Genomic DNA, 26,600 nt, shown 5'->3' with positions numbered 1-26,600 from the left:
GGGAATGCCGGCATGCAGGGCTCCGGGAAGGAGGAGGGCCATGCAGCACCGCACCGTATTCGAGGTGATGACGCACGAGGTCGTCACCATCGACCGGGCGACGCCCTTCAAGGAGATCGTCCGGCTCTTCAACGACAACGACATCACCGCCGCCCCGGTCGTCGACGACGAGCGACGCCCCATCGGCGTCGTCTCGGAGGCCGACCTCCTGCGGACCACGGCCGAGCTGCCCGACCTCGAGGGACGCTGGGCAGGCGTGCGTCTCCTGTCGCGGGAACACGGATCCCCCCGCGATGCCGAGACCGCCGAAGAGCTGATGACCTCCCCCGCCGCCACCGCGCGGCCGGAGTGGGACCTCGTCGAGACCGCCCGGACGATGCACCGCAAGGGCGTGAAGCGGCTGCCCGTGATCGACGAGACCGGACGGCTCGTCGGCATCGTCAGCCGCGGCGACCTGCTGCGCCCCTTCCTCCGCAGCGATTCCGCGATCCACGAGGAGATCGCGCGGGACGTTCTCGGCGCCACGCTGCGGCTCGCCCCCGGCACGATCGACGCGAGCGTGAAGGACGGGGTGGTGACGCTCACCGGACGCGTCGAGGCGCGCGGCGACATCCCCGTGATCGAGCGGCTGTGCCGCTCCGTCGACGGGGTGGTCGCGCTCCACCAGTCGATCGACTACGCGTACGACAACCTCGCCCTCGACGTGGAGCCCCCGCGATGAAGTCCCTGTGGGTGGAGCCGGTCATGCCCGACTACGAGAGCGCACGCGCCGCTTTCGGCTGGCAGCGGGCACGTGCACGACTCGCGGGCCTGCCCGGCGGCGGCCTCAACATCGGCTACGAGGCGGTCGACCGGCAGCTGCGCGACGGGCACGGGGCGCGTGCGGCTCTGCGGTGTGTCGCGGTCGACGGATCGGTCACGACGCTGACGTACGCACGGCTCGCCGAGCTCAGCTCCCGCTTCGCCCATACGCTCGACGCGCTCGGAGTCGCCCCGGGAGAGCGGGTGTTCACCCTTCTCGGCCGCCGTGCCGAGCTGTACGCCGCCGTCCTTGGCACACTGCGCGCGGGCCGCGTCCTGTGCCCCCTGTTCACCGCCTTCGGCCCCGAACCCGTGGCGCTGCGCATGGAGTTGGGTGACGCGCGGGCGCTCGTGACGACGCGCCGACTGTACGAGCGCAAGGTCGCACCCGTCCGCGACAGGCTCCCCGGCCTGCGTCACGTCCTGCTGCTCGACCCCGGTGACGACCCTCCCCCGGACACGTCGTCCTTCCCCGCCCTCATGGCCCAGTCCTCCGCGGAGTTCACGGTCCCACCGACGAACCCCGGGGACCTGGCGCTGCTGCACTTCACCAGCGGCACCACCGGGACGCCGAAGGGAGCGATGCACGTCCACGAAGCCGTGGTCGCCCATCACGCCACCGCCGCCTACGCGCTGGACCTTCACGAGGGTGACGTCTTCTGGTGCACGGCCGACCCGGGGTGGGTGACCGGGATGTCGTACGGGATCATCGCCCCGCTCACCCACGGGGTGACGACCGTCGTCGACGAAGGGGACTTCGATCCCCGGCGGTGGTACGGCGTCCTCGCCGACCAGCACGTCACGGTCTGGTACACCGCGCCGACGGCCCTCCGCATGCTCATGCGGGCCACGCCCCGCCCGGGCGAGGGCCGGACCCCTCCCGAGCAGTACGACCTGTCGGCGCTCCGCTTCGTCGCGAGCGTCGGCGAACCCCTCAACCCGGAGGCGGTGCGCTGGGGTCGGGACGTACTCGGACTGCCCGTCCACGACACCTGGTGGCAGACCGAGACCGGTGCGATCATGATCGCCAACTTCGCCGCCGACCCGGTGCGCCCCGGATCCATGGGACGACCGCTCCCCGGCGTCGATGCCGCCGTGCTGGAGTGCGGGGACGACGGCCGCACCCGGGTCACCGACGGCCGTGTCCAGGTCCTGGAACGGCCTGATGCCCAAGGAGAGCTCGCCCTCAGGGCCGGCGGCTGGCCGTCGATGTTCCGGGGCTATCTGCACGAGCCGCGCCGGTACGAGGCGTGCTTCGCCGACGGCTGGTACCTGACCGGCGACCTGGTCACCCGCGACGCCGACGGCTGGTACTGGTTCGTGGGACGCGCCGACGACGTCATCAAGTCCGCGGGGCATCTGGTGGGGCCCTTCGAGGTCGAAAGCGCGCTGATGGAGCACCCGGCGGTCGCCGAGGCGGGTGTCATCGGCCGGCCCGACGCCGTGGCGGGCGCGATCGTGAAGGCCTTCGTCTCCCTGCGCCCGGAGTACGCGCCGGGTCCCGGACTGCGCCGTGAGCTCCTCGCGTTCGCCCGGCGGCGCCTCGGCCCCGCCGTCGCACCCCGCGAGATCGACTTCGCGCAGGACCTGCCGAAGACCCGCAGCGGGAAGGTCATGCGCCGACTGCTGCGGGCGCGTGAACTCGGCCTGCCCGAGGGCGACGTGTCGACCCTGGAGTCCCCGGAGGAGCCGGGGAGCGCCGCGCCGTCGTCCGGAGAGGAGCGGTGATGGGCGCCAAGCGAGGGGCTTCTGCGGGGCGTTCGGCCACCGAGCGCCCGCACCGGGCCCGTGAGGAGACCGGCTCGGTCACTCCCGAGAACGCGCACGACCTGGATCTGCTCCGGGAGATGCTGCTCATCCGTCGCTTCGAGGAGCGGTGTGTGGAGCTGTACAGCGCGGCGGCCATCCGCGGGTTCGTGCACCTGTACATCGGCGAGGAGGCGGTCGCCGTCGGGGTCCAGCAGGCCCTCGCCGAGCGGGACGCGGTGGTGTCGACGTACCGCGAGCACGGACACGCGCTGGCCCGCGGGGTACCGGCCGACGCCGTGATGGCGGAGATGTACGGGCGCGTCACCGGTTGCAGCCACGGCCGCGGCGGGTCGATGCATCTCTTCGACGCCGGACGGCGCTTCTACGGCGGCAACGCGATCGTCGGCGGCGGGCTGCCCGTCGCCGTGGGTCTGGCACTGGCGGATCGTATGCGCGGCCGGTCCGGCGTGACCTGCTGCTTCTTCGGGGACGGCGCCTTCGCCGAGGGCGAGTTCCACGAGAGCGCGAACCTGGCCGCGTTGTGGGAGCTTCCCGTGCTCTTCGTCTGCGAGAACAACCTGTACGCGATGGGCACGGCGCTCGCCCGAGAGCACGCGCAGACGGACCTGGCCATGCGGGCCGCTTCGTACGGGATGGCGGCGTGGGCCGTCGACGGCATGGACGTGCACGCGGTCGAGAAGGCCGCGCGCGGAGCAGTGGCCTCCATCCGTGCCGGGAACGGTCCGCACTTCCTGGAGGCTCGGACGTACCGTTTCCGCGCGCACTCGATGTACGACCCGGACCGCTACCGCTCGAAGGACGAGATCGAGGAGTGGAAGCGCCGCGACCCCGTCACCCTCCTGACCGAGCGGATGCGGGCGGCCGGTCCGCTCGACGAGAGCGCCCTGGAGAAGCTGGAACGCGAGGTCGCCGAGGAGATCGACCAGGCCGTCCACGCCGCCGAACAGGCCCCCGAGGAACCGGCGGAGAGCCTGCTGCGCCACGTCACCGGGCGGAACGAGGAGGTGCCGTCATGAACACCCGGGGCAAGGCCGGCAGCGCACCGGCCGACGAAGGGACCCTCACCTATCGCGAGGCTCTGCGCGAGGCGTTGCGGGAGGCCCTCGCGACGGACGACCGGGTCTTCCTCATGGGCGAGGACGTGGGGCGCTACGGAGGCTGCTTCGGCGTGAGTCTCGGACTCCTGGAGGAGTTCGGGCCGGACCGGGTCCGGGACACTCCCCTCTCCGAGTCCGCCTTCGTGGGGGCGGGGATAGGCGCCGCGCTGGCGGGCATGCGGCCGATCGTCGAGATCATGACCGTCAACTTCAGTCTGCTCGCGCTCGACCAGATCCTCAACAACGCCGCCACACTGCGCCACATGTCGGGCGGTCAACTCGGCGTGCCGCTGGTGATCCGGATGACCACGGGCGCCGGGCGCCAGCTCGCCGCCCAGCACTCGCACAGCCTCGAAGGCTGGTACGCCCACATCCCCGGCATCCGGGTCCTCACTCCGGCCACCCTCGACGACGCCCGTCATCTGCTGGCGCCCGCCCTCGCCGACCCCGACCCCGTGCTGATCTTCGAACACGGCAGTCTGTACAACGCGACCGGGGTGCTCGACGAGACGGTACGGGACGTCGATCTGGACCGCGCGGTGGTACGCCGCAAGGGCACGGACGTCTCGATCGTGGCCTACGGCGGCAGCCTCGCCAAGGCCCTGGCCGCGGCGGAGGAGCTGGCCGGCGAGGGCGTGGAAGCCGAGGTCGTGGACCTGCGCACGCTGCGGCCGCTGGACGACGCCACGATCCTCGACTCCGTCCGGCGGACCCATCGCGCCGTTCTGGTCGATGAGGGATGGCGCAGCGGCAGCCTCTCCGCCGAGATCTCGGCGAGGATCACCGAGCAGGCGTTCTTCGACCTGGACGCGCCCGTCGAACGGGTCTGCGCGGCGGAGGTCCCGATTCCGTACGCCCGGCACCTGGAGGAGGCCGCGCTCCCTCAGCAGGCCGGAATCGTGGCGGCGGCACGGCGGGCGGTGGGCTGACATGGCCGAGTTCACCATGCCGTCCCTGGGCGCCGACATGGACGAGGGGACCCTGTCCCAGTGGCTGGTTCACCCGGGTGACCGGGTCACCCGGGGCGATGTGATCGCGGTGGTCGAGACCGCCAAGTCCGCGATCGAGGTGGAGTGCTTCGACAGCGGCACGGTCGACGAACTCCTGGTCGACGAAGGCACGACCGTGCCGGTGGGCACTCCGCTGGCCCGGATCGGCACGTCCGTCGAGGGGGCTCCCCTCGCCACTCCCCTGGTCCGCCGTCTCGCGGAGGACCGGCACGTCGACCTGGCGGCGGTCCACGGTTCGGGCCCGGGCGGGAGGATCACCCGGGCGGACGTGGCGGGCGCGGAGCCGGCGCGTCCGCCGGCACCGGACGGGCAGCCGTCGGCCGCGCCCGGCCCGGGTGACGACACGGGCGCCGCTGGCGACGTCGGCGCGACGCCCGACCGGCGGCCGCGGGCCGCCGAGCGCCGAACCCCGCGAACCGGCGCGCCGGAGCAGCGGCCGGGGCCCGCGCCGAGTGCGGGCGGGCCGGCGCGTGTGCCGGCCTCTCCCCTCGCGAGGAGGCTGGCCGGCGAACTCGGGGTCGATCTCGCGGAGGTGTCCGGCACGGGCAGCAACGGCAGCGTCCGCGCGGACGACGTCCGCGCCGCCGCCAGGGCGGCGCCCCCCTTGCACCGCGACGCGGCGCGGACGGCGACCGCCCGACTGATGTCCCGTTCGAAGAGGGAGATCCCCCACTTCTACCTCTCCACGACCGTGGACCTGGCGGCCGCGCTGGACTGGATGCACGCGCGCAACCGTGACCTTCCGCTGTCCGCGCGTCTGGTGCCCGCCGCACTCATGCTCAAGGCGGTCGCCCTCGCGGCACGCGAGGTGCCCGAGCTCAACGGGCACTGGCTCGACGACGCTTTCACCCCCGCGGACGAGGTCCGCCTCGGGGTCGCGGTCTCCCTGCGGGGCGGCGGCCTCGTCGCCCCCGCCCTCGCCCACGCCGACACGCTCTCCGTGGCCGAGGTGATGGCCGCGCTCAGGGACCTGGTGGCGCGGGCACGTCATGGCCACCTCCGCTCCTCCGAGACCGCCGACCCCAGCATCACCGTCACCAATCTCGGCGACCAGGGCGTCGAGGCCGTGTTCGGGGTCGTCTACTCGCCGCAGGTCGCCCTCGTCGGCCTCGGCCGGATCGTCGACCGCCCGGTCGCCGTCGACGGGCTCCTGGGCGTGCGGCCCACCGTCACGGCGACGCTGTCCGCCGATCACCGCGCGGCCGACGGCGCCACCGGCGCTCATTTCCTCACCACCCTGGACACACTCCTGCAGCAACCGGAGGACCTGTGAACCGCGACGAGGCAAGGACGTTCGTCCGACAAGCCGTGCAGCGCATCGTCCCCGACGCGGACTTCACCGGGCTCGACCCCGAGGCGTCCCTGCGGGACGCGTACGAGCTGGATTCGCTGGACTTCCTCGAGTTCGTCGAGGCACTCGCCGAACTCAGCGGCGTGGAACTCACGGAGGACGACTACCCGGCTCTCGTCACCTGGGACGGATGCGCCGATCGCCTGATGCACGGGAGCGGGGCGCCGGCGGCGAGGCCCCGCACCGAATGACCGTGCTGGTCAGTGAGGTCAGCGGGTGGCGTATGACGCCAACCCCTGACGACTGGACTCGAACCGACGGCACAGCGAACCGGGTTCGCTGGGTGGCGTGCGCGTGCCCGCTCCGTTCCAGCTGCTCGACCAGCGAAGCCTCTGTGGTCCGTCCTGACTCTGTTGACGACAGTGGCCGCCGCGATCGCCATGGAACCGGTGCCCATGTGCAGCGACGCGGCCCCGTGCGGTCCGGACTGGATCGGCATGGTGCAGGTCGGCCTGGCGATCGGGTTGTTGTACTGGTTCGCCCGGCTTCCGGAGCTCGCCCTTGTCGGCGCACCGGTTCTGGCGGCCATCGTGGCATGGGAGGAGCTTCCCTCCGCCTCCGCGGCGTCCCGGGCGGCGAATCTGGCGGTCATCGCGGCCCTCGGCTTCGGCTGGGCGGCGGCGTGGAACCGACTGGCCGCGCGACGGCAGCAGCGCCGGCTCGTCAGGCTGACCGCCGCAGGCGCGGAGCACCGGTGGCCGGAGCTGCTCGGTCCGCTGAGGCGGGGAACGATCCCAATCGCCGCCGGGTTGGTGCTGTGCGCCGTCGCCGCGGGCGCGATCGTCCTGGGCCTGCGCGCCGTGGCCGCGGACGAGCGACAGGACGCCCGGGCGACGCGCATCGAGGCCGAAGTCACCGGCCGTACGGACATGTCGCTGCGTGTTCGCACCCCTGACGGGCGTCGCAGCACCGTCGACGCCCTCTTCCCCGAGGACTACAGCCTCGGGACCACCGTGGTGGTACTGGAGGACGGACCGTGGCGGCGCTTGGCCGCCGAGCCGTATGACGCGTTCGGCCGGCAGTTGCTGGCCCTGGCCGGTGGGCTGCCCGGGCTCTCCCTGCTGACGACAGGACTTCTGGCACGCCGCCGAGGCGCGGTGCTGCGTCGCGGGCCGGTGCCGGCCCTGCGAGTGCTGGAACGGCTGGATCACGAGGGCCGGACCTGGATCCACGCCGCCGATGACGCCACGGGGAGCGCCCCTCTGTTCTCCTGCACCTGCGTACCGGTGTTCCTGGACGCGGACGAGCCCGAGGAATCCGGCGCGGAGACTGGCGTCCTCCACGACGCCGACGGCATCGAGGACCTCCCGATCGCCGGCACGAGACTTCGCGAAACCGTGATGCTCGGCGTGCCGTACGAAGGTGGCGAGCTGGCCTTCCTCGCCACGGGCGTCGATGGGATCCCCGTGGCGACCCACACGATCGGACCCGTCAGGATGTCCCGGCCCTAGGTCGTGTCCGGCCCTGATCCGACGGACGCCCCCTGGCCTCGGACGGCGGACCGGCGCCGGCGCACGGCGCGCCGCAGTTCGTCTGTTCCCCATACCAGGACCGGGAAGGTCGCGATGATCAGGACGACGTCCCACGGCAGATCGGCCGTGCCGAAGAGGTGCTGGAGCGGGGGCGCGTAGACGAGGGCGGCGGTGAAGGCGAGTTCGAAGGCGATGCCGGCGAGGAGGAGCCGGTTCGAGAGCACGCCGATATCGCGCAGGGCGGCGTGGTCGGTGCGGGCGGCGAAGGCGGTGCCGACCTGGCAGGTGACGATGCCGGCGAAGGTGGCGGTGGTGGCCGTGACGTACGCGTGGTGCAGAGGGCTTCCGTCCCCGGTGGGGTCGCCGGGCTGCCAGCCCGCACGCCAGAGGACGTAGAAGAAGCCGCCCATGACGAGCGCGGCGGAGGTCAGGCCCAGGTAGCCCCAGCTGCGGACGAGCATGTCACGGGAGATCACGCCCTGGTGGCGCGGCCGGGGCGGGCGTTCCATGATGCCGGGCTCGGAGCGCTCGCGGCCGAGGGCGAGGGCGGGGAGGGTCTCGGTGCCGAGGTCGATGGCGAGGATCTGGAGCACGGTGAGCGGCAGCGGCACGGCTCCGGCGGAGAGCGCGAAGACGAGGAAGGGCACGATCTCCGGGGTGGCGTGGGCGAAGATGTAGACGATGAACTTGCGTACGTTGTCGTAGACACGGCGCCCTGACTCGATCGCGGCGACGATGGTCGCGAAGTCGTCGTCCGTGAGCACCATGGTGGCCGCCTCGCGGGCCACGTCGGTGCCCGAGCGGCCCATGGCGACGCCGATGTGGGCGCGGTGCAGAGCGGGGGCGTCGTTGACGCCGTCTCCGGTCATGGCGACGATCCGGCCGTGGGCGCGCAGGGCGTCGGCCACCTTGAGCTTGGTCTCGGGCGAGGAGCGGGCGAAGACGATCTCGCTGTCGGACGCGAGAAGCAGCCGGTCCAGTTCGGCGTCCGCGATCGACTCGGAGGCCGCGACGACGTCGAGGCGCGGTGTTCCGATGCCGACCTCGCGGGCGACGGCCGCGGCGGTGGCGCCGTTGTCGCCGGTGACGACATGCACCTTCACGCCGGCCTGGTGACAGCGCTCGACCGCCGCCGCGACCTCGGGGCGCGGCGGGTCGTACAGGCCGACGAGACCGAGCAGGGTGAGCTCCGACTCGGCGTCCTGGCGCCGGGCCGGCGGGACGGCGCCCGGCGCCAGTGCGCGTACGGCGACGGCGAGGACCCGCATGCCGTCCCGGGCGAGCGCCTCCGCGGCCGTACGGGCGCGGTCCACGTCCGTCTCCGAGTCGGCCTCCGCGCCGGGCCGTACGCGGGACAGCACCGCCTCGGGCGCGCCCTTGACGATGATCCGCGCCCCGCCGGTGCTCTCCTCCCCGACTCCGCCGTGCTGCACCACCGACATCAGCCGCAGCCGCGGGTCGAAGCGGAACAGGGCTCGGCGGTCCGCGTCGCGCACGGCCAGATCGACAGGGACGCCCTGCTCGGCGGCTCCGGCGACGAGCGCCGCCTCCGTGGGGTCTCCGTGGGTCTCGCCGTCGGCGTCGCGGGTGACGGTGGTGCACAGGGCCGCTTCCCGTGCCAACTCCCGGGTCCAGGTGCCGGGTTCCGGTCCGTGTGCGGGGGTCCAGAGCGCGTGCAGACGCATGCGGTTGCGGGTGAGGGTGCCGGTCTTGTCGGTGCAGATGACGTTCGTGGAGCCGAGCGTCTCGACCGCGCTGAGCCGTTTGACGAGGGCGCCGCGGCGGGCCAGGGCACGGACGCCGACGGCGAGGGCGAGGGTGATGGTCGGGAGCAGCCCCTCGGGGACGTTGGCGACGAGGAGTCCGATGGCGAACATCAGGGAGTCGGTCACGGGCAGGCCCACCGCGACGCCGACGACGAGGAACACGGCACCCATGCCGGTGGCGACGCCGGCGATCAGCCAGGCGACCTTCTTGACCTGCCGCTCCAGCGGGCTCGTCTCGCGCCGGGTGCGCTGGCTGAGCGCGGCGATCCGGCCGAGTTCGGTGCGGTCGCCGGTGGCGAACACCACGGCCCTGGCCTGCCCCTCGACACAGGTCGTACCGCTGAAGACCAGGTTCGGCTCCTCCAGGAGCGGGGCGCCGAGGAGTCCGGGCGCGGCCAGGCGTTCGGCCGGTGCGGTCTCCCCCGTGAGCATCGACAGGTCGACCTCGACCCCGCCCTCGGTGACCCGCGCGTCCGCCGGGACCTTGTCGCCCTCCTCCAGGACGATCACGTCGCCCGGCACGAGGTCGCGGGCCTCGACCGTGAGCGGCCTGCCGTCCCGTACGACGAGGGCGTGTTCGGGCAGATAGCGGGCGAGGGTCTCCACCGCGCGCTCGGCCTGACGTTCCTTGAGCAGGGCGAAGCCCGCGTTGACGGCGATGACCGCGAGGATCGCCCAGCCGAGCACGGCGAGGTCCGCGACGAACGCGAGGGCGGCGGCGGCCCACAGCAACAGCGCCAGGGGGTGGACCAGTTGGCCGACGACTTCGCGTACGAAGGAGGCGTGCGCCTTGCGGCGTACCTCGTTCGGCCCGTGGACCGCGAGGCGGCGGGCGGCCTCGCGGGCGGACAGTCCGTCGGGTCCGGTGGCCAGTTCGCGGCGCAGCCGGGGCAGCGGCTCGCTGGGGTCGAAGGGCAGTGGCGCCTCGGCGGCCGCGGGGGCCGGCCGGACGGTGGTACGGCCTTCGGCGCGGTCACCCATCGCCGGTCCCCGGGCCGTGGTACGGAAGCCGGGGCGGTGCCGGTCCGCCCCGTACCGGTCCGCCCCGTACCGGTCCGCCCTGTGCCGGTCCGCCCGTCCTGCCGAGGGGCGTGGTCACGGCGCTCCCCGCCCGTCACCGCCGCGCGCGCCGTCCGGTTCGCCCGCGGCGCCCGATTCCCCCGCGTCACCCTCCTCAGCGGCCTCCGCGCGGGCCACATGCTGCTTGACCGTCGCGAAGCTGTCCGGCGCGACCGAGATGGAGTCGAGCCGGGCGCGGACGAGGAGCGCGGTGAAGCCGGGGTCGTCGCTGGGCCGCTGGCCGCACAGGCCCACCGGGCGGTCGACGGCGTGGGCGCGCGCGGCGAGCAGGGCGATGCTGCGGACGACGGCGGGGTCCCGCTCGTCGAAGACATGGGCCAGGGCCTCGGAGTCGCGGTCGACGCCGAGGGTGAGCTGGGTGAGGTCGTTGCTACCGATGGAGAAGCCGTCGAAGCGTTCCGCGAACTCCTCGGCCAGGATGATGTTGGCCGGTATCTCGGCCATGACGTAGACACGAAGCCCGTTCTCGCCGCGGACGAGCCCCTCCTCGGCCATCACGCCGAGCACCCGGTCGGCCTCGCCGAGGGTGCGGCAGAACGGGATCATGACGACGACGTTGGTCAGGCCCATCTCGTCGCGGACCCGGCGCAGCGCCCGGCATTCGAGGGCGAATCCCTCGCGGTAGCCCGGGCTGTAGTACCGGCTCGCGCCGCGCCAGCCGATCATCGGGTTGGCCTCGTCGGGTTCGAAGGGGCGCCCGCCGAGGAGCTTGGCGTACTCGTTGGTCTTGAAGTCGCTGGTGCGCACGATGACGGGGGCGGGCCAGCGGGAGGCGGCGATCCTGGCGATGCCCTGGGCGAGCCGGTCGACGAAGTACCGCCCCGGGTCCGGGTAACCCTCGGTGAGCCGGTCGACGAGCCGCCGGTCGTGGGGGTCGAGCCGTTCCGGGTGCAGCAGCGCCATCGGGTGGACCTTCACCTGGTGGGCGACGATGAACTCGAGCCGGGCGAGCCCGACGCCGTCGGCGGGCAGCCGCCACCAGCGGAACGCGGCCGACGGATCGGCCAGGTTGAGCATGACGTGCGTCCGGGTGGCGGGCAGGTCCGCGAGGTCCGTCTCGGTCTCCTCGTACGGCAGCAGACCCTCGAAGACCCTGCCGTGCTCGCCCTCGGCGCACGAGACGGTGACGGGCGCGCCGTCGCGCAGGAGACGCGTGCCGTCGCCGGTGCCGACGACGGCGGGGACGCCGAGTTCACGGCTGACGATGGCGGCGTGCGACGTGCGGCCGCCGTGGTCGGTGACGATCGCGGACGCCCGCTTCATCACCGGTTCCCAGTCGGGGTCGGTGACGGTGGTGACGAGGACGCCGCCCTGCGGGAAGCGGTCGAGGTCGACCGGCGTGTCGAGGGCGACGACGGGTCCGCGGCCGATCGCCTCGCCCACGGCGATCCCCTCGACGAGGGGCGGGGGCACGGGGGTGGCGGTCAGGCGGCAGCGGCGCAGGGTCGTGGCGCGGCGGCGGGACTGCACGGTCTCGGGGCGGGCCTGGACGATCCACAGTTCGCCGGTGCGCCCGTCCTTGGCCCATTCGAGGTCCATGGGGCAGCCGTAGTGCTCCTCGACGGCCACGGCCCACCGGGCGAGGGTGCGGACCTCGTCGTCGTCGAGCACCCGCCGGCCGCGTTCGCCGTCGGGGGTGTCGACGGTGCGGGTGAGGCCGCTGTCGGCGTACACGGTCTTCAGGCGCTTGGCTCCGATCCGTACGTCGATCACGGGGTCGAGCGCCGGGTCCTTCAGGCTCGGTTTGAAGACCGTGTACTCGTCGGGGTCGACCTGCCCGCTGACGACGGTCTCCCCCAGGCCCCAGGCCGCGCTGACCACGACGACCTCCGGGAAGCCGCTCTCGGGGTCGAGGGTGAAGGCGACGCCGGCGCCGGCCAGGTCGGAGCGGACCATGAGCTGGACACCGACGGAGAGGGCGACGGCGAGGTGGTCGTAGCCCATGCGCTCGCGGTAGTCGATGGCCCGGTCGGTGAAGAGCGAGGCGTAGCAGCGCCGGCACGCGTCCAGGAGCTGTTCGCCGCCGCGGACGTTGAGGTACGTCTCCTGCTGGCCGGCGAAACTGGCCTCCGGCAGGTCCTCGGCGGTGGCACTGCTGCGCACGGCCACCTCGGGCTTCGGGATGCCGGTCCGCTCGGCGAGCTTCTCGTACGCGGTGAGCACGGCGTCCCGCAGCGGCGCGGGCAGCGGCCGGGTGAGGAACAGCGAGCGGATGGCGGCCCCGACCTCGTCGAGCCGGGCGCCCTCGTGCAGGCGGTCGATCTGGGCCGCGACGCGTTCACGCAGGTCACCGGCGCCGAGGAGTTCCTCGTACGCCTCCGCCGTGGTGGCGAATCCGGGCGGGACACGGAGGCCGGCGGCGGTGAGCCGGGTGGTCAGCTCGCCGAGCGAGGCGTTCTTGCCACCGACCCGGCCGACATCCTTACGGCCGAGCACGGTGAACGGCACGACCCTGGACTCCAGGTCCCTGATGGCGCTCACGATGTCCTCCACGGCTCGGGCCGAGGGCTCAGTACGGGAGCGGGCGGCCGGACGGCGTCCGCAGGTCGAGGGGGCCGGGCCGACGGCGCGGCTGGGGCCGGCGGCTGATCCGGATGTGCTGCATCGTCCTCACCTCTCCGGGGTCCGGACCTCGGTCCGAGGGTGTCGTCCTCCCACCCTCCCGCCGGCAAGGGCGCCGGCCCAGTGCCGAGGGGATCAATCGGAAGGGGCCGAGCGGTCCGTGCGCGGCCGGGCCCGGTCGGCCCCGTGCGGGGTGCCGACGGTCCCTGGCGCCCCACTGCTGCGCGGTGAGGTTCGAACCCGACGCCGCCGCCATGGAGGTCGCCGTCGTCCCGATCGCGGCCGGCTCGCTCACCGGACTGCTCGCCGACCACCCCGAGCCCGCCCCGGCCGCCCTCGGTGGCGACGAGGACACCGCCGTCATCCTCTCCACCTCCGGCACCACCGGCCTGCCCAAGGGCGCCGAGCTGACCCACACCATTCTCGCCCGCAATTCCGAGATCGCCGTACGGTCGCTGTTCCGCCTCACCGCCGAGGACGTGGTGCTCGGCTGCCTGCCGCTGTTCCACGCCTTCGGCCGGGCCCGGCCGCTGCCCGGCCCGGCCGGTCGCTCGATCCTCACACGAGCCGGACGGTCACCTTCTGCGTCGCGCCCCCGGCACCGCGCAGATCGCCGAAGACGAGCTTCAGCTCGCGCCCCGTCTCCGCGCTCGTCACCGTCGACGGCTTCGTGGTGACGGCCTTCACCGGCCGCCGCCACGTGACGGTGCATCCCTTCACCGTCCGGTTCGGATCACTGACGCACACGGTGGCGGTGCCGTCGCGTCGCTCGCGGATCTGCACGCTCAGCGGTGCGTCCACGGTGACCTTTCCCGCGGTGCCGGGTTCCCAGAACGTGCTTCCGGTGAAGCCGAGCGAGGGGACCCGAACGGCCTGCCGCGCAACGGAGTTGGCGATGATGTCGAGCCAGTCGGAGTCCGCGGCCCGTGCCGCGGTCCGCGCCTCGCTCGCCCCCGGCATCAGGACGTAGGCGTACGAGGCGTCGGCCGGGTCCGTTCCGTGTTCGGCGAGCAGCGTCACGTACCGGCGGGTGACCGGGTCCGTGGAGCCGCCTCCGTTGATCGCCTTCCATGTCCCCGTACGCTCCTCGCGTACCGCGGTGAGCGACGTGCCACCTGGGAAGACATAACCGCCGTGGCCTGCCAGGTGCGCCCAGCGGGCGTCCGGGAACACAGCGCTCGACGGGAGGCCGGCCGGCTGACCGCGGCCGTCGATCCGCAGCTCCGCCGCGCCGTCACGGCCGAGGCTGCGGTTGTCGAAGACCGTCTCCACGCCGAATCCGTCCGTGCTCGTGATGCCGGCACCCAGGCACACCACCGCGTCGTCGAGGAAGAACCACGACTTCTTCGCCCGCATCGTGGACGCCAGTCCGCGCAGGTCCTGGGCGACCGTCCCGTAGGTGCCGTCGGTCGCACCGCCGACCCAGGTGGTGTCGGGCCTGGCCGCGCCCCAGATGCCGCCCTCGCCGTCGGCGAGCGGCTTGCGCGACGCGGTCGTTCCGGGCAACCGGTACGGATCGACCGTCGGCCAGTAGCCGTCGCTGTACTGGCCGCCGCCCGCACCGTCCCCGTCGGCCCACCAGTACAGCATCCCTGAACCCGTGTGCCAGGCACGGACGTTCTCGCCGTTGCCGTTCTCGTAGTACGTGATCGCCTTCGACGCCAGCGAGACGGAGGCGGTGAACAGGCCGGTCCGGTGGGCGGATCGGGCCATTGCGGGGAACATCCGATGACCCGTCGGCTCGGCGGACGCCTTGACGCCGGCCTCGTCGAGAAGGGCCGTGACCCGGGAGAGCGCGGCCACGCCCAGCGTGCGCCCCGACGTGACGTCGCCGTAGTGGTCCCGCGTGAGCCATCCCTTGGCCAGGGCGCGCCAGCGGGTGTTCTCCTCCGCGCTCGCGCCGAGGCCGAGCAGCAGGATCGAGGCGATCACGCCGTGGCCGCGCGTGTGGTCGTCCTGCTGGATCCTCAGCGGGTCGCTCGCGGCGACGCCGCGGCTGATGGCCCGACCCGACACGTTGTCCATCATGAGGCCGTCGTGCAGGAACGGTGCGTACGCCTTCTCCACCGAGTCGAGGAACAGCTGCCGCTTCGGGTCGGTGATCGCCCAGGTGGATCCGCCGAGCAGGGCGAACAGCCGGCTCAGCCCGTCGATCAGGACCGCGCCGTAGGAGCCGGTGTACGCCACGTAGGTGTGCTGGATCAGCGAGCCGTCCTCGTAGAGGCCGTCGCCCGACGTCACGTACGGGAAGACCGGCGAGATCGCGTCCCGGGCGAGGGCGATCTTGGCGGGCGCACCGTCGAGGATGCCCCGCAACGCGAGCACGCGGCACAGGTCGACGCGGTTCGCGCCGGTGCTCGTGCCCGTGTAGCTCGCGACCACGGAGTCCGGCACGAAGTGGTCGACGGCCTGCACCGCCGCCGCGATCCGGTCCGCGGAGAGGTGCTCGTACATGAGGACACAGATGTCGAGCAGGCGCTGTGGTGCCCCGATCTGCCAGTTGTACCAATTGCCGTAGCGCGCCTGGGACGTGTTGTAGACCTGGCTGCTCATGTGGTCGATGGCGAGCAGGATCGCCGACTTGAGCGAATCGTCGCCGGTGAGTCCGGTGCCGGGCTGACAGAACGCCTCCGCGAGGACCCGGATACGGTCGTAGCTGGCCTGGATCTTCTCCGAGAAGCCGTACGACTCCGTGTCCGTGTCGGGCTCGGGATCGGCGAACACCGCGTCCGGCCACAGCGATCCGGCTGCCGGGGACATCGAGCGCTGCCAGGACGCGGCCTGGGCGCCGAGGGTGGCGAGCTTCGACCGGAAGGGCTCGGCCGTGGGGCTGAAGCCTCCACCGAGGTACAAGGTGCGCCACCTCGCCCGCAGTCGTGCGAACTCGTCCGCCGGTACGGGCTCCTCCGCCGCGGCGAGGGCCGGTACGGGCTCCTCCGCCGCGGCGATGGCAGGGCCGGCGGACAGCCCCGCGGCGAGAGCGGCGCTCGCCGCCGCGGTACCGGCCAGGAAGCCGCGACGGGAACAGGGCGAGAAGAGAGGCTGGGGGGACGATGACGTCATGAGGCGCTCCGTGGGCAGGAGGACGGAAGAAGGTCGCCAAACGATCCAGTAAGCGCTTTCTAGCACCCTGTCGATTGAACGCTCAAGACTTGCGACCGTTTGATCGCATCGATCATTTGACGATCCGTCACCGAGGGCCCCAGGGGGCGGGCGGCGCGAGCCCGCAGGCCTCTGCCGAGGACTGCGCCTCGGCCGCCGCCCGGGTGAGACCGATGCCCCCACGTCCGTGTCGGAAGATCCTGGGGCAGCCGCGGCACCGCCCATGGGACGTCGCAGGTCAGCGAACCGTCCGGGGCAGGCAGCCGTCTCCGATTCGCCAGAGCGCCGCGCCCTCGCCCCGCGGATATTCTGTGAGGTGTGATCGAGTCTGGACGGCTGCGGCTCCGCCGGCTCCCCGGCCCGGGAAGAATCGTGCGCTTGTCGCCGGTCATCCTGACCATCGCCATTGCCGGCCTGGCCTACGCCACTCCACCGGACATGGCCTTCAGCCGTCTGCTGCCCGCGGCACCGGCCCTGGCCGCCTCCATGTGGCCCGTCCTTCCCACCGTGCTGCTGGGCACGGTCTGCCTCCTTCTGATGATCGGTCTCAGTCTCGTCTTCCCCGATCTGGGAACGTGGTGGACGGCCGCAGGCATCATCGCGGTCACCGTGGCCGCCGCGTACGGAAGCCATGTCCGGCTCCAGCGGGAACGCACCCTCTTCCAGGTACGACTCGTCGCCGACGCGGCGCAGCAGGTGGTGCTGAGCCCCCTGCCGCGCCGCTTCCGGAACATCGAGATCGAGTCGCTGTACCTCGCGGCCGCGGCAGAGGCCCGCATCGGCGGGGACTTCTACGAGGTGGTCGACACGCCGTACGGACTGAGGCTGCTCATCGGTGACGTACGGGGCAAGGGCCTGCCGGCGGTGGGGGCGGCCGCGGCCATCGTCAACGCCTTCCGGGAGGCGGCCCACGTCGAGACCGACATGGTCGACGTCGCGCGCCGGCTGGACGCCGGCAGCACCCGCTACAACGCCGCCTTTCCCCCCGAGGGGCCGATGGAGCGCTTCGCCACCGCCCTGCTCGTCGAGATCCCGCACGAGGACAGCCGTATCGACATCCTCAACTGCGGACACCCCCCGCCGTTGCTCCTGAACCGGGGGAAGCTCCGCGTCCTCGAGCCCGCCGCCCCGTCGCCGCTGCTCAGCCTCGCCGAGCTGATCGGCGATCACTACAACGTCGACACCTATGACTTCGCCCCCGGCGACCTGCTGCTCCTCTACACCGACGGGATCGCCGAGACCCGCGCGCGGGACGGCGAGTTCTTCCCACTGGCGGCCTGGATGCGCGACCAGCCCCCGACCCCGCCCCGCGAACTGCTCACGGCCCTGCACCGCGACCTCCTCCGCTACAGCAGAGGGCGTCTCGACGACGACATCGCCGCCCTCGCCGTACGCCTGCGTGAGCGCTGAGGCACGGAACCGCGACCATACGGTCAACGCCCACCGGCAGCGTCATCGTTGTGCGGCATCCGGGCGCCGGCCCCTCCCCTGCTCCCTTCGCTTCTCCGCGTGCCCCCCCGCACGTGGGCGCGTATCTGTCAGATCTGCGTGAACTTCCCCACCGCAAGGTCGATACTGCCGAAGAGATCACCCGTCGACGCCCCTATCCGACCCCGACCACTACCTGACGCCCCGTCGTCGAAGTCGGCGTCGAGTCAGCACCGGCACCGGCACCGGCACCGGCAGACTCCGCCGCCGACCGCCGTGGAACGCCAAGGCCATCGATCACGCACACCCGCGATGACCTGCGAAAACCCAGCTCACGGGCCCATCTGCCAGCCTCCCGAGGAGACACCGTTGAGGATGTTGATCAATGTTCCGGAGACCGTGGTCGCCGACGCGCTGCGCGGCTTCGCCGCCGCACATCCCGAACTGACCGTGGACGTGGAGAACCGAGTCGTGCTGCGGCGCGACGCGCCGGTGGCCGGGCAGGTGGCGCTGGTGTCCGGCGGCGGCTCGGGGCACGAGCCGCTGCACGCCGGGTTCGTGGGGCCGGGGATGCTCGCGGCGGCCTGTCCGGGCGAGGTGTTCACCAGTCCGGTGCCCGACCAGATGGTGCGGGCGGCGGCCGCGGTGGACAGCGGCGCCGGGGTGCTGTTCGTCGTCAAGAACTACACCGGGGACGTGCTGAACTTCGAGATGGCGGCGGAGCTCGCCGAGGACGAGGGCATCCAGGTGGCCAAGGTGCTCGTCGACGACGACGTGGCGGTGACCGACTCCCTCTACACGGCCGGGCGGCGCGGCACCGGCGCCACCCTGTTCGTGGAGAAGATCGCGGGCGCGGCGGCGGAGGCGGGCGCGCCGCTGGAGCGGGTGGAGGCGATCGCCCGCCGGGTGAACGAGCGCTCGCGCAGCTTCGGGGTGGCGCTGAGCGCCTGTACGACGCCGGCGAAGGGCTCGCCGACCTTCGATCTGCCGGAGGGCGAGCTGGAGTTGGGCGTCGGCATCCACGGGGAGCCGGGTCGCGAGCGGCGGCCGATGATGACCTCGCGGGAGATCGCGGACTTCGCGGTGGACGCGGTCCTGGACGACCTGCGGCCGCAGGGGCCGGTTCTGGCGCTCGTGAACGGGATGGGGGCGACGCCGCTCCTGGAGCTGTACGGGTTCAACGCGGAGGTGCAGCGGGTGCTCGGCGAGCGCGGGGTGCCGACCGCCAGGACGCTGGTCGGCAACTATGTGACCTCGCTCGACATGGCGGGCTGCTCGGTGACGCTGTGCGAGGCGGACGAGGAGCTGCTGCGGCTGTGGGACGCGCCGGTCGGCACGCCGGCGCTGCGCTGGGGACGGTGAGGGGAGCATGACCGAGGTGACGGGCGGGGAGACGGGCGAGATGCCGGGCGGGGAGACGTCCGGGGAGACCTACGGCGCGGAGTTCTTCCGCGACTGGCTGACGGCCGCGGCGGGCGCCGTGGACCGGGAGGCGGACCGCCTGACCGAGCTGGACTCGGCGATCGGCGACGCCGATCACGGGGTCAACATGAAGCGGGGGTTCGCGGCGGTGAGGACGGCCCTGGAGAAGGAGCCGCCCGGGACGCCGGGGGCGGTCCTCGTCGCCGCCGGGCGGCAGCTGATCTCCACGGTGGGCGGGGCGTCCGGGCCGTTGTACGGGACGCTGCTGCGCCGCGCCGGCAAGGCCCTGGGAGACGCCGAGCGGATCTCCCGGCCGACGCTCGCCGAGGCGCTGACGGCCGCCGTGGCGGCGGTGGCGCAGCTGGGCGGGGCGCGGCCGGGCGACAAGACGATGCTGGACGCCCTGGTGCCGGCGGCCGAGGCGCTGGGGACCTCGTTCGCGGCGGCCCGGGAGGCGGCGGAGGCCGGCGCGCTGGCCACCGTACCGCTGCGGGCGCGCAAGGGCCGGGCGAGCTATCTGGGTGAGCGGTCGATCGGGCACCAGGACCCGGGGGCGACCTCGTCCGCGCTGTTGTTCGCGGCGCTCGCGGAAACGGCGGAGAGCGCGGAGGTGGCGGGATGACGGCGGGCCGGGTGGGGATCGTCCTCGTCTCGCACAGCGCGGCCGTGGCGGCGTCGGTGGCGGAGCTGGCGCGGGGGCTCGCGGGCGGTGGGGACACGGCGCCGGTCCGCCCGGCCGGCGGCCTCCCGGACGGCACCCTCGGCACCAGCTCCGAGCTGATCACGGACGCGGCGAAGGCCGTGGACGGCGGCGCGGGGGTGGCGCTTCTGGTGGACCTGGGCAGCGCGGTCCTGACCGTGAAGGCGCTGCTCGCGGAGGGCGACGAGCTCCCGGAGGGCGCGCGGCTGGTGGACGCGCCGTTCGTGGAGGGCGCGGTGGCCGCGGTGGTGACGGCGAGCGCCGGGGGCGACCTGGACGCGGTCGTGGCGGCGGCGTCGGAGGCGTACGCGTACCGCAAGGAGTGAGGTCCCCCGGGAGCCGCAGGACAGGGGAGGGGCGGGGCCCGCCGCTGTGGCGTCCCGCACATCGCCGCCCCGCGCTTATGCAACTTGTTGCACAAGCGCGGGCGCGTCGTCTACAACAGTCGGGACGACCCCGCGCGAGGAGGCGCCCCGATGGCCCCGAACACCCCGTACCCGCATCTGCTGAGCCCGCTGGACCTCGGGTTCACCACCCTGCCCAACCGGGTGCTCATGGGATCCATGCACGTCGGTCTCGAGGAGGCCGAGCACGGCTTCGAGCGCATGGCCGCCTTCTACGCCGAGCGCGCCCGCGGCGGGGTCGGGCTGATCGTCACCGGCGGCATCGCGCCCAACGAGGCCGGACGGCCCTGGGACGGCGGCGCCAAGCTGACCACCGCCGAGGAGGTCGCCGAGCACCGGGTGATCACCGAGGCCGTGCATGCCGAGGGCGGCCGGATCGCGATGCAGATCCTGCACTTCGGGCGGTACGCCTACCACCAGGACCTGGTCGCGCCGAGCCCCCTCAAGGCGCCGATCAGCCCCTTCGTGCCGAACGAGCTGTCCGAGGCCGAGGTCGAGCAGACCGTCGAGGACTACGCCCGCTGCGCCGAGCTCGCCAAGGAGGCCGGCTACGACGGCGTCGAGGTGATGGGCTCCGAGGGCTATCTGATCAACGAGTTCATCGCCTCCGCCACCAACCAGCGCACCGACCGCTGGGGCGGCTCCTACGAGAACCGGGTCCGCTTCCCGCTGGAGATCGTGCGCCGCATCCGCGAGCGCGTCGGCAGCGACTTCATCGTCGTCTACCGCCTGTCCATGCTCGACCTGGTCCCCGGCGGCTCCACCCTCGACGAGGTGGTCGCCCTCGCCAAGGAGATCGAGGCGGCGGGCGCCACCATCATCAACACCGGCATCGGCTGGCACGAGGCCCGCATCCCGACCATCGCCACCTCCGTGCCGCGCGGCGCCTACACCTGGGTGACCAAGCGGCTGATGGGCGCGGTGTCGGTGCCGCTGGTGACCTCCAACCGCATCAACACCCCCGAGGTGGCCGAGGAGATCCTCGCCGACGGCCGCGCCGACATGGTCTCGCTGGCCCGCCCGTTCCTCGCCGACCCCGACTTCGTCGCCAAGGCCGCCGAGGACCGCGCCGAGACCATCAACACCTGCATCGGCTGCAACCAGGCCTGTCTGGACCACACCTTCAGCCTGAAGATCACCTCCTGCCTGGTGAACCCGCGGGCCTGCCACGAGACCGAGCTCGTCCTCTCCCCCACCCGCCTGGCGAAGCGGATCGCCGTCGTCGGCGCCGGCCCGGCGGGCCTGGCCTGCGCGGTCTCGGCCGCCGGACGCGGTCACACGGTCACCCTGTTCGACGCCGCCGCCGAGATCGGCGGGCAGCTGAACGTCGCCAAGCAGGTGCCGGGCAAGGAGGAGTTCGAGGAGACCCTGCGCTACTACCGCGTCCAGCTCGAAGAGCGCGGGGTCGAGGTGCGCCTGAACACCTTCGTCTCGGCGGCCGACCTGGACGGCTTCGACGAGGTGGTCGTCGCCACCGGCGTCTCCCCGCGCGTGCCCGGGATCGAGGGCGTCGACCACCCGAGTGTCGTCGGCTACCTGGACGTGCTGCGCGACCGCGCCCACGTCGGCGAGCGGGTCGCGATCCTCGGCGCCGGCGGCATCGGCTTCGACGTGGCCGAGTTCCTCACGGACGGCGGCGAGGGCGCGAGCCAGGACCCGGAGACGTACTTCAAGCAGTGGGGCGTCGACACCTCCTACGCCTCCCGGGGCGGCCTTCGCGCCCCCGAGCGCACCGCGCCGCCGCGCCAGGTGCACCTGCTGCAGCGCAAGACCAGCAAGGTCGGCGCGGGCCTCGGCAAGACCACCGGCTGGATCCACCGCACCGAGCTGAAGCACCGAGGCGTCACCATGGTCGCGGGCGTGGCCTACGACCGGATCGACGACGAGGGCCTGCACCTCACCATCGACGGCGAGCGGCAGCTGCTGCCGGTCGACACGGTGGTGCTGTGCACCGGGCAGGAGCCGCGCCGCGACCTGTACGAGGAGCTGGTCGCCGCCGGGCGCACCGCGCATCTGATCGGCGGCGCGGACGTGGCCGCCGAGCTGGACGCCAAGCGGGCCATCGACCAGGGCACGCGGCTCGCCGCGGCGCTGTAGGCGCCCGCCCCGCCGTCCGGCCGGTCGAACCTAGGATGCGTCCATGTCCCTCCCGCACGCGATCCTGACGGCGCTGCTCGAGAAGCCGTCCTCCGGCCTCGAACTGACCCGCCGCTTCGACCGGTCCATCGGCTACTTCTGGTCGGCCACGCACCAGCAGATCTATCGCGAGCTCGGCAAGCTGGAGCAGGCGGGGTACATCCGTGCCCTGCCCGCCCCGGTGCCCGCGCGCGGGCAGAAGAAGGAGTACGAGGTGCTGCCGGCGGGCCGCGCCGAGCTGGCGGCCTGGGTGGACACCGCCGAGGACCCCAAGCCGATGCGGTCCGGGCTGCTGCTGCGGATGCGGGCCGCGGCGGTGGTCGGCGGCACCGGGCTGCGGGCCGAACTGGAGCGCCATCTCGCCCTGCACCGGCGGCAGCTGGACGAGTACCTGGAGATCGAGACCCGCGACTTCCCGCCGGAGCGCCGCGCGAGCGAGCCCGACCGGCTGCGCCATCTGGTGCTGCGCGGCGGAATCGACCTGGAGCGCTTCTGGGTGGAGTGGCTGAGCCACGCGATCGGCGAGCTCGCCGCGGAGTGACGGGGGCGCGGCGGGGCCCGTGGGGCCTGTGAGGCCTGTGAGGCCTGCGCGTGGCCGGCCGGTACGCCCCCGTGCGCCCCGTGCCGCCCGCGACGCGCCCCCGGCCCGGGGTGGATACTGACTGGTCAACATCTCCATACGCGAAAGGGCGAGGATGACCGACGAGTTGGGACCTCGCAGGACACGTCATGCGGTGGTCGTCGGGGGAAGTCTCGCGGGTCTGCTGGCCGCGCGGGTGCTGAGCGAGCACGCCGAGCGGGTCACCGTCGTCGAGCGCGACCGTTTCCCGGAGCAGGCGGACGCACGGCCCGGGGTGCCGCAGGGCCGGCACCTCCATGTGCTGATCGAGGGCGGTCAGCAGGCGCTCGACGAGCTCCTTCCCGGGTTCATGGCCGAGCTGGCGGGCCTTGGCGCGCCGAAGGTCGGGATGCCCGCGGACATGGTGCAGTGGCAGAACGGGCAGTGGTACGCGCGGACCGAGGCCTCGGTGCACTTCTTCGCCGGTCCGCGCGACCAGCTCGAATGGCTGGTGCGCAAGCGGGTGTTCGCCGATCCCCGGATCGAGCGGATCGAGGGCACCGAGGCGGTGGGCCTGCTCGGCGACGCGGAGCGGGTGCGCGGTGTGCTGCTGCGCGAGCGCGGTGCGGGCGCGTCGAAGGAGCCGTATCCGCTGGAGGCGGACCTCGTGGTGGACGCTTCGGGCCGCTCGACCCGTGCGGCGGACTGGCTGGCGGGGATCGGCGCGGAGGCGCCGCACGAGGAGACCCTGGACACGGGGCTCGCGTACGGCACGCGCATCTTCCGTTCCCCGGAGCCGGATCCTTCGGTCGACGCGCTCGGCTACTACATCGTGCCGCACCCGGGTCAGGTGTACGGCGGTGTGATCCTGCCGCTGGGCGACGGGCGGCACGTGGTCACCCTGTCGGGCCTGCGCGGCGACGAACCGCCCACGGACGAGGCGCTGTTCGAGGACTACGCCCGTCGGCTGCCGCATCCCGTGATCGGCGACTGGATCGCCAAGGCGGAGCCGCTGACCCCGGTCTACGGCTTCCGCAAGACCGCCAACATCCGCCGCCGCTACGACCGTCCGGGCCGCCGCCCGGCCGGCTTCCTCGCGACCGGCGACGCGCTGTGCTCCTTCAATCCGATCTACGGGCAGGGCATGGCGGTCGCCGCGATGAGCGCGGTCGCCCTGCGCAAGGCCCTCGCGGACCCGCGGCGGACGCCGACGACGCGGCGGGTCCAGCGGGCCCTCCTCGACGCGTCCCGGCAGGCCTGGGACATCTCGGCGGGGGCCGACAAGAAGATGCCGGGCGCCACCGGTGACGCGGCCCGCAGCGGCGCGATGGACCGGGTGACCGGCTGGTACCTGAAGCGGGTCCAGCAGCGCGCCTCCGGCGACCCGGTGGTCGGCGCGGCCTTCCGCAGGGCCCTGACCCTGACGGACCCGCTGACGGTGCTCTTCGCACCGCCGGTCCTGCGCTCGGCGCTGTTCGGCCCGGTGCCGCCGACTCCGGCGGGGCCGCCGATGCGGCGCACGGAGGCCTGAGGTCGAGGAGGGGCGGCTCCGGGGGTTCGGACCGTTTCAGACCCCCGGGGCCGCCGTCACCACGCCGGAGGCGATGGCGGCGCTGAGGGCCGCGTAGTCGTCGGCGTTCTGGCCGGCGTAGCGCAGGGCGAAGTCGGCCAGGGCGCGGTCGAAGACGTCGGAGGTGCCGAGGTAGGCGGCGATGGCTATGCGGTCGCCGGAGCGGGCGTGAGCGCGGGCGAGGGCGCGGCCGCAGAGGCGGGCGTACTCGCGCAGGAGGGACGGGGACATGGTCTCGACCTCGGCGGAGCCCTTCATGTCGCGCAACTGGCGCCAGTAGAAGTGGCGTTGTTCCGGGCCGGTCATCCAGCCGAGGAAGATGTCGCTGGCGGCCTGGGTCAGACGCTGACCACAGACGACCCGGCGTCCGTGGTGGGTGAAGGCGCTGGGGGCGAGGTACTCCTCCAGTACGGAGGCGCCGGCCTCCTTGATCTGGAGGAAGAGCGGGTCGCTGTCGTCGCGGCCCTGCAGGAGGAGGATGAAGCAGCGGGTGCCGACGCTGCCGACGCCGACGACCTTGCGGGCGGCGTCGACGAAGTGGAAGCGGTCGAGCAGCAGCCGGCGTTCCTCGGACAGGGAGCTGCGGTAGTCGCTGAAGATCTTGCCGAGGGTGATCCGGTCGAGGTCGGTGACGCGTTCCAGGAGCGGCGGGTCCTCGACGATGTGCCGGCGGCCGGAGTCGTCCAGGGCGGTGAGCTTGCCGAGCGCCTGCATGCTGGTGCGGCCGCGGGCACGGGCGATCCGGCTCTCCATCCGGGTCCGGTCGGCGCCGCGGACCAGGGGGACGAGGTCGTCGACGGCGATCCGCTCGTACCAGACGTCGAGCTCGCCGAGTTTGGCGAGGCGGCGCATGGCCTGCCGGTAGGCCTCCGCTGCGACCTGGGCGGCCCGGTGCGCCTTGGCCTTGCTGGTGCCGTTCTGGAGGGCGGCGACGGCGACGGAGGCGGCGAGTCTCTTCACGTCCCACTCGAAGGGTCCGGGCAGGGTCTCGTCGAAGTCGTTGACGTCGAAGAGAAGGGTCCGTTCGGGTGACGCGTAGACGCCGAAGTTCAGCAGGTGGGCGTCGCCGCACAGCTGGACGGTCAGTCCGGTGTGCCGCTGGGCGGCGAGGTCGGCGGCCATCACAGCCGCGGCGCCGCGCAGGAAGGCGAAGGGCGAGACGGCCATGCGGCCGTAGCGGATCGGGACGAACTCGGGAATCCGGTCCACGGACTCGCGTTCCAGGACGGTGAGCGCGTCGGGGCGCTGGGACGAGGGGATCCAGCGGCCGTGCGAGGAGCGGGGCACCCGCTTGCGGGCGGCCTTGCCCATCTCAGCCCGCTCGGACGGTGTCGCCATCCGACCTCACCCGCCTTCCCGCCGCCGTGCCGCGCTGCCGCCGCATGCTCCGCTGCCGCCGGTGGGTTCCCCGACCGGTGCGATCCATTACACGGCCCGGTGCTCGTTTCGGCCACTCTCGCCGACCGCACTTCCCGAATGGTTTAGACCAATGATAGGAATGATCACCCACACGGCTCGGGCGATCACGCCGAGCGATGGCTGAACGATGCATGACAGAGAGGGTCGAGACATGGCCGAGCCCGTTCCCGAGCACCGGTCGAGCGCGACGCTTCCGCTCTACCTCCGGGTCGCCCGCGCACTGCGGGACGACCTCAGCAAGGGCCGCATCTCCCCCGGCAGCCGGCTGCCTTCCGAACGCCTCCTGGCCCACCGCTACCACGTGAACCGGCAGACGGTGCGCAGCGCGCTCCAACTCCTGCGCGACGAACGGCTGGTGGTGACCGACCGGCGCGGCACCTTCGCCGCCGACCCGGCGCACGAGACCGCGCACGAACCGCGCCTCCCGGCCCGGGACCCGCACCGGCGCACCTTCCCCGGCGGTCCGCGGGCCGCCGACGCCCTGGTGCGCGCCGCGCTCTCCTGGGAGGCGCCGCCCGCGGCGCTCGCCGTGCGCCTGTGTCTGGCGCCCGGCGAGCCGACGCTGGTCCACCGCCACCTCGTGCTCGCCCCGGCCGGCGAGCCGGTGCAGCAGTCGGTGACGTGGTTCTCCCGGCCCGCACTGGCGGAGATCCCCCAGCTCGCCCGGTACCGGGGGTGCCACGATCGGCGCGGGCAGCCCGACCTGCGGTTGCTCTACCACTGGATGCGGCAGGCGGGACTGCGCACCATCCACCGGGAGTCGGTCGGCGTCCCGGCCGCCCCGCCGGTCGCCCCGCCGGACGCGGCACCGGACCGGACGCACCAGACGGGCGCGGCCCGGCTGTCCGTCCACCGGGTGGTGAGCGATCAGCACGGGCACGCCCTGGAGGTCACGGACATCGAGTTCGCGGCCCGGACGGGTGCCTGGACCTACGAGTTCGGCGGCTGAGC

20 protein-coding genes are annotated in these 26,600 nt (G+C 73.0%); 16 read left to right on the top strand and 4 right to left on the bottom strand.

Annotated features, from left to right (window positions below; genetic code table 11):
- The first annotated feature begins 40 nt into the window (after nucleotides 1–40).
- The 7 genes from AB0M18_RS08925 (at nucleotide 41) to AB0M18_RS08895 (ending at nucleotide 7,480) form a co-directional block, all read left to right on the top strand.
- Nucleotides 41–721 (top strand): CBS domain-containing protein, encoded by a 681-nt coding sequence (locus AB0M18_RS08925; protein WP_365756127.1) that lies wholly within the window; start codon nucleotides 41–43, stop codon nucleotides 719–721.
- A complete protein-coding gene (gene acsA, locus AB0M18_RS08920; protein WP_365756126.1) occupies nucleotides 718–2,529 on the top strand; it encodes an acetate--CoA ligase in 1,812 nt (603 codons plus the stop codon). Before AB0M18_RS08925 ends, acsA begins: the two co-directional genes overlap by 4 nt.
- On the top strand, nucleotides 2,529–3,587 hold the full coding sequence (gene pdhA / locus AB0M18_RS08915; RefSeq protein ID WP_365756125.1) for a pyruvate dehydrogenase (acetyl-transferring) E1 component subunit alpha: 1,059 nt from the start codon (nucleotides 2,529–2,531) through the stop codon (nucleotides 3,585–3,587). The genes acsA and pdhA overlap by 1 nt, the downstream gene beginning before the upstream one ends.
- A complete protein-coding gene (locus AB0M18_RS08910; protein ID WP_365756124.1) occupies nucleotides 3,584–4,597 on the top strand; it encodes a pyruvate dehydrogenase complex E1 component subunit beta in 1,014 nt (337 codons plus the stop codon). The genes pdhA and AB0M18_RS08910 overlap by 4 nt, the downstream gene beginning before the upstream one ends.
- 1 nt (nucleotide 4,598) lies before the next feature.
- Nucleotides 4,599–5,951 carry a 2-oxo acid dehydrogenase subunit E2 gene (locus AB0M18_RS08905; protein ID WP_365756123.1) on the top strand — a complete coding sequence of 451 codons (1,353 nt, stop codon included), beginning with the start codon at nucleotides 4,599–4,601 and terminating at the stop codon, nucleotides 5,949–5,951.
- A 35-nt stretch (nucleotides 5,952–5,986) separates the two neighbouring features.
- Nucleotides 5,987–6,220 (top strand): phosphopantetheine-binding protein, encoded by a 234-nt coding sequence (locus tag AB0M18_RS08900; protein ID WP_365756122.1) that lies wholly within the window; start codon nucleotides 5,987–5,989, stop codon nucleotides 6,218–6,220.
- 171 nt (nucleotides 6,221–6,391) lie between these two features.
- Nucleotides 6,392–7,480 (top strand): hypothetical protein, encoded by a 1,089-nt coding sequence (locus AB0M18_RS08895; RefSeq protein ID WP_365756121.1) that lies wholly within the window; start codon nucleotides 6,392–6,394, stop codon nucleotides 7,478–7,480.
- Here the strand turns inward: AB0M18_RS08895 and AB0M18_RS08890 are convergent.
- Nucleotides 7,477–10,248 carry a cation-transporting P-type ATPase gene (locus tag AB0M18_RS08890; protein WP_365756120.1) on the bottom strand — a complete coding sequence of 924 codons (2,772 nt, stop codon included), beginning with the start codon at nucleotides 10,246–10,248 and terminating at the stop codon, nucleotides 7,477–7,479. The genes AB0M18_RS08895 and AB0M18_RS08890 overlap by 4 nt on opposite strands.
- Nucleotides 10,249–10,362: 114 nt before the next feature.
- Nucleotides 10,363–12,810, bottom strand: coding sequence for a phosphoenolpyruvate synthase (gene ppsA / locus AB0M18_RS08885; RefSeq protein WP_365756243.1), 2,448 nt, complete (start codon nucleotides 12,808–12,810; stop codon nucleotides 10,363–10,365).
- Nucleotides 12,811–13,136: 326 nt separating this feature from the next.
- On the opposite strand from ppsA, the gene AB0M18_RS08880 reads away from it, so the two are divergent.
- On the top strand, nucleotides 13,137–13,586 hold the full coding sequence (locus AB0M18_RS08880) for an AMP-binding protein (RefSeq protein ID WP_365756119.1): 450 nt from the start codon (nucleotides 13,137–13,139) through the stop codon (nucleotides 13,584–13,586).
- On the opposite strand, the gene AB0M18_RS08875 is transcribed toward AB0M18_RS08880, so the two are convergent.
- A complete protein-coding gene (locus AB0M18_RS08875) occupies nucleotides 13,468–15,972 on the bottom strand; it encodes a polysaccharide lyase 8 family protein (RefSeq protein WP_365756118.1) in 2,505 nt (834 codons plus the stop codon). The genes AB0M18_RS08880 and AB0M18_RS08875 overlap by 119 nt on opposite strands.
- 411 nt (nucleotides 15,973–16,383) lie before the next feature.
- Between AB0M18_RS08875 and AB0M18_RS08870 the strand changes: the two genes are divergently transcribed.
- From AB0M18_RS08870 to AB0M18_RS08840, 7 genes are all read left to right on the top strand, one after another.
- Nucleotides 16,384–17,421 carry a PP2C family protein-serine/threonine phosphatase gene (locus AB0M18_RS08870; protein WP_365756242.1) on the top strand — a complete coding sequence of 346 codons (1,038 nt, stop codon included), beginning with the start codon at nucleotides 16,384–16,386 and terminating at the stop codon, nucleotides 17,419–17,421.
- A gap of 387 nt (nucleotides 17,422–17,808) precedes the next feature.
- The gene (gene dhaK, locus AB0M18_RS08865; protein ID WP_365756117.1) at nucleotides 17,809–18,801 is read left to right on the top strand and encodes a dihydroxyacetone kinase subunit DhaK; all 993 of its coding nucleotides are present in this window, start codon (nucleotides 17,809–17,811) and stop codon (nucleotides 18,799–18,801) included.
- Nucleotides 18,802–18,841: 40 nt separating this feature from the next.
- A complete protein-coding gene (dhaL, locus tag AB0M18_RS08860) occupies nucleotides 18,842–19,483 on the top strand; it encodes a dihydroxyacetone kinase subunit DhaL (protein ID WP_365756241.1) in 642 nt (213 codons plus the stop codon).
- Nucleotides 19,480–19,887, top strand: coding sequence for a PTS fructose transporter subunit IIA (locus tag AB0M18_RS08855; protein ID WP_365756116.1), 408 nt, complete (start codon nucleotides 19,480–19,482; stop codon nucleotides 19,885–19,887). Before dhaL ends, AB0M18_RS08855 begins: the two co-directional genes overlap by 4 nt.
- Before the next feature lie 150 nt (nucleotides 19,888–20,037).
- Nucleotides 20,038–22,062 carry an NADPH-dependent 2,4-dienoyl-CoA reductase gene (locus tag AB0M18_RS08850; protein WP_365756115.1) on the top strand — a complete coding sequence of 675 codons (2,025 nt, stop codon included), beginning with the start codon at nucleotides 20,038–20,040 and terminating at the stop codon, nucleotides 22,060–22,062.
- A gap of 43 nt (nucleotides 22,063–22,105) precedes the next feature.
- Nucleotides 22,106–22,642, top strand: a complete 537-nt coding sequence (locus AB0M18_RS08845) for a helix-turn-helix transcriptional regulator (protein WP_365756114.1) — start codon at nucleotides 22,106–22,108, stop codon at nucleotides 22,640–22,642.
- A 154-nt stretch (nucleotides 22,643–22,796) separates the two neighbouring features.
- The gene (locus tag AB0M18_RS08840; RefSeq protein ID WP_365756113.1) at nucleotides 22,797–24,191 is read left to right on the top strand and encodes an FAD-dependent monooxygenase; all 1,395 of its coding nucleotides are present in this window, start codon (nucleotides 22,797–22,799) and stop codon (nucleotides 24,189–24,191) included.
- A 36-nt stretch (nucleotides 24,192–24,227) separates the two neighbouring features.
- On the opposite strand, the gene AB0M18_RS08835 is transcribed toward AB0M18_RS08840, so the two are convergent.
- The gene (locus AB0M18_RS08835; protein WP_365756112.1) at nucleotides 24,228–25,568 is read right to left on the bottom strand and encodes a DUF2252 domain-containing protein; all 1,341 of its coding nucleotides are present in this window, start codon (nucleotides 25,566–25,568) and stop codon (nucleotides 24,228–24,230) included.
- Nucleotides 25,569–25,800: 232 nt separating this feature from the next.
- On the opposite strand from AB0M18_RS08835, the gene AB0M18_RS08830 reads away from it, so the two are divergent.
- The gene (locus AB0M18_RS08830; protein WP_365756111.1) at nucleotides 25,801–26,598 is read left to right on the top strand and encodes a GntR family transcriptional regulator; all 798 of its coding nucleotides are present in this window, start codon (nucleotides 25,801–25,803) and stop codon (nucleotides 26,596–26,598) included.
- The last annotated feature ends 2 nt before the right edge of the window (nucleotides 26,599–26,600 follow it).

Source organism: Streptomyces sp. NPDC051909 (assembly GCF_040681095.1).
Classification (GTDB): Bacteria; Actinomycetota; Actinomycetes; order Streptomycetales; family Streptomycetaceae; genus Streptomyces.
Note: the sequence above shows the minus strand (reverse complement) of the source record. Positions and strands in the feature narration are given on the sequence as shown.

Bases quoted from the DNA above. Each gene is read 5' to 3' on its own strand.
- AB0M18_RS08925 (WP_365756127.1), top strand. From the start codon at position 41: ATGCAGCACCGCACCGTATTCGAGGTGATGACGCACGAGGTCGTCACC.
- acsA (WP_365756126.1), top strand. From the start codon at position 718: ATGAAGTCCCTGTGGGTGGAGCCGGTCATGCCCGACTACGAGAGCGCA.
- pdhA (WP_365756125.1), top strand. From the start codon at position 2,529: ATGGGCGCCAAGCGAGGGGCTTCTGCGGGGCGTTCGGCCACCGAGCGC.
- AB0M18_RS08910 (WP_365756124.1), top strand. From the start codon at position 3,584: ATGAACACCCGGGGCAAGGCCGGCAGCGCACCGGCCGACGAAGGGACC.
- AB0M18_RS08905 (WP_365756123.1), top strand. From the start codon at position 4,599: ATGGCCGAGTTCACCATGCCGTCCCTGGGCGCCGACATGGACGAGGGG.
- AB0M18_RS08890 (WP_365756120.1), bottom strand. From the start codon at position 10,248: ATGGGTGACCGCGCCGAAGGCCGTACCACCGTCCGGCCGGCCCCCGCG.
- AB0M18_RS08875 (WP_365756118.1), bottom strand. From the start codon at position 15,972: ATGACGTCATCGTCCCCCCAGCCTCTCTTCTCGCCCTGTTCCCGTCGC.
- dhaL (WP_365756241.1), top strand. From the start codon at position 18,842: ATGCCGGGCGGGGAGACGTCCGGGGAGACCTACGGCGCGGAGTTCTTC.
- AB0M18_RS08855 (WP_365756116.1), top strand. From the start codon at position 19,480: ATGACGGCGGGCCGGGTGGGGATCGTCCTCGTCTCGCACAGCGCGGCC.
- AB0M18_RS08850 (WP_365756115.1), top strand. From the start codon at position 20,038: ATGGCCCCGAACACCCCGTACCCGCATCTGCTGAGCCCGCTGGACCTC.
- AB0M18_RS08845 (WP_365756114.1), top strand. From the start codon at position 22,106: ATGTCCCTCCCGCACGCGATCCTGACGGCGCTGCTCGAGAAGCCGTCC.
- AB0M18_RS08840 (WP_365756113.1), top strand. From the start codon at position 22,797: ATGACCGACGAGTTGGGACCTCGCAGGACACGTCATGCGGTGGTCGTC.
- AB0M18_RS08835 (WP_365756112.1), bottom strand. From the start codon at position 25,568: ATGGCGACACCGTCCGAGCGGGCTGAGATGGGCAAGGCCGCCCGCAAG.
- AB0M18_RS08830 (WP_365756111.1), top strand. From the start codon at position 25,801: ATGGCCGAGCCCGTTCCCGAGCACCGGTCGAGCGCGACGCTTCCGCTC.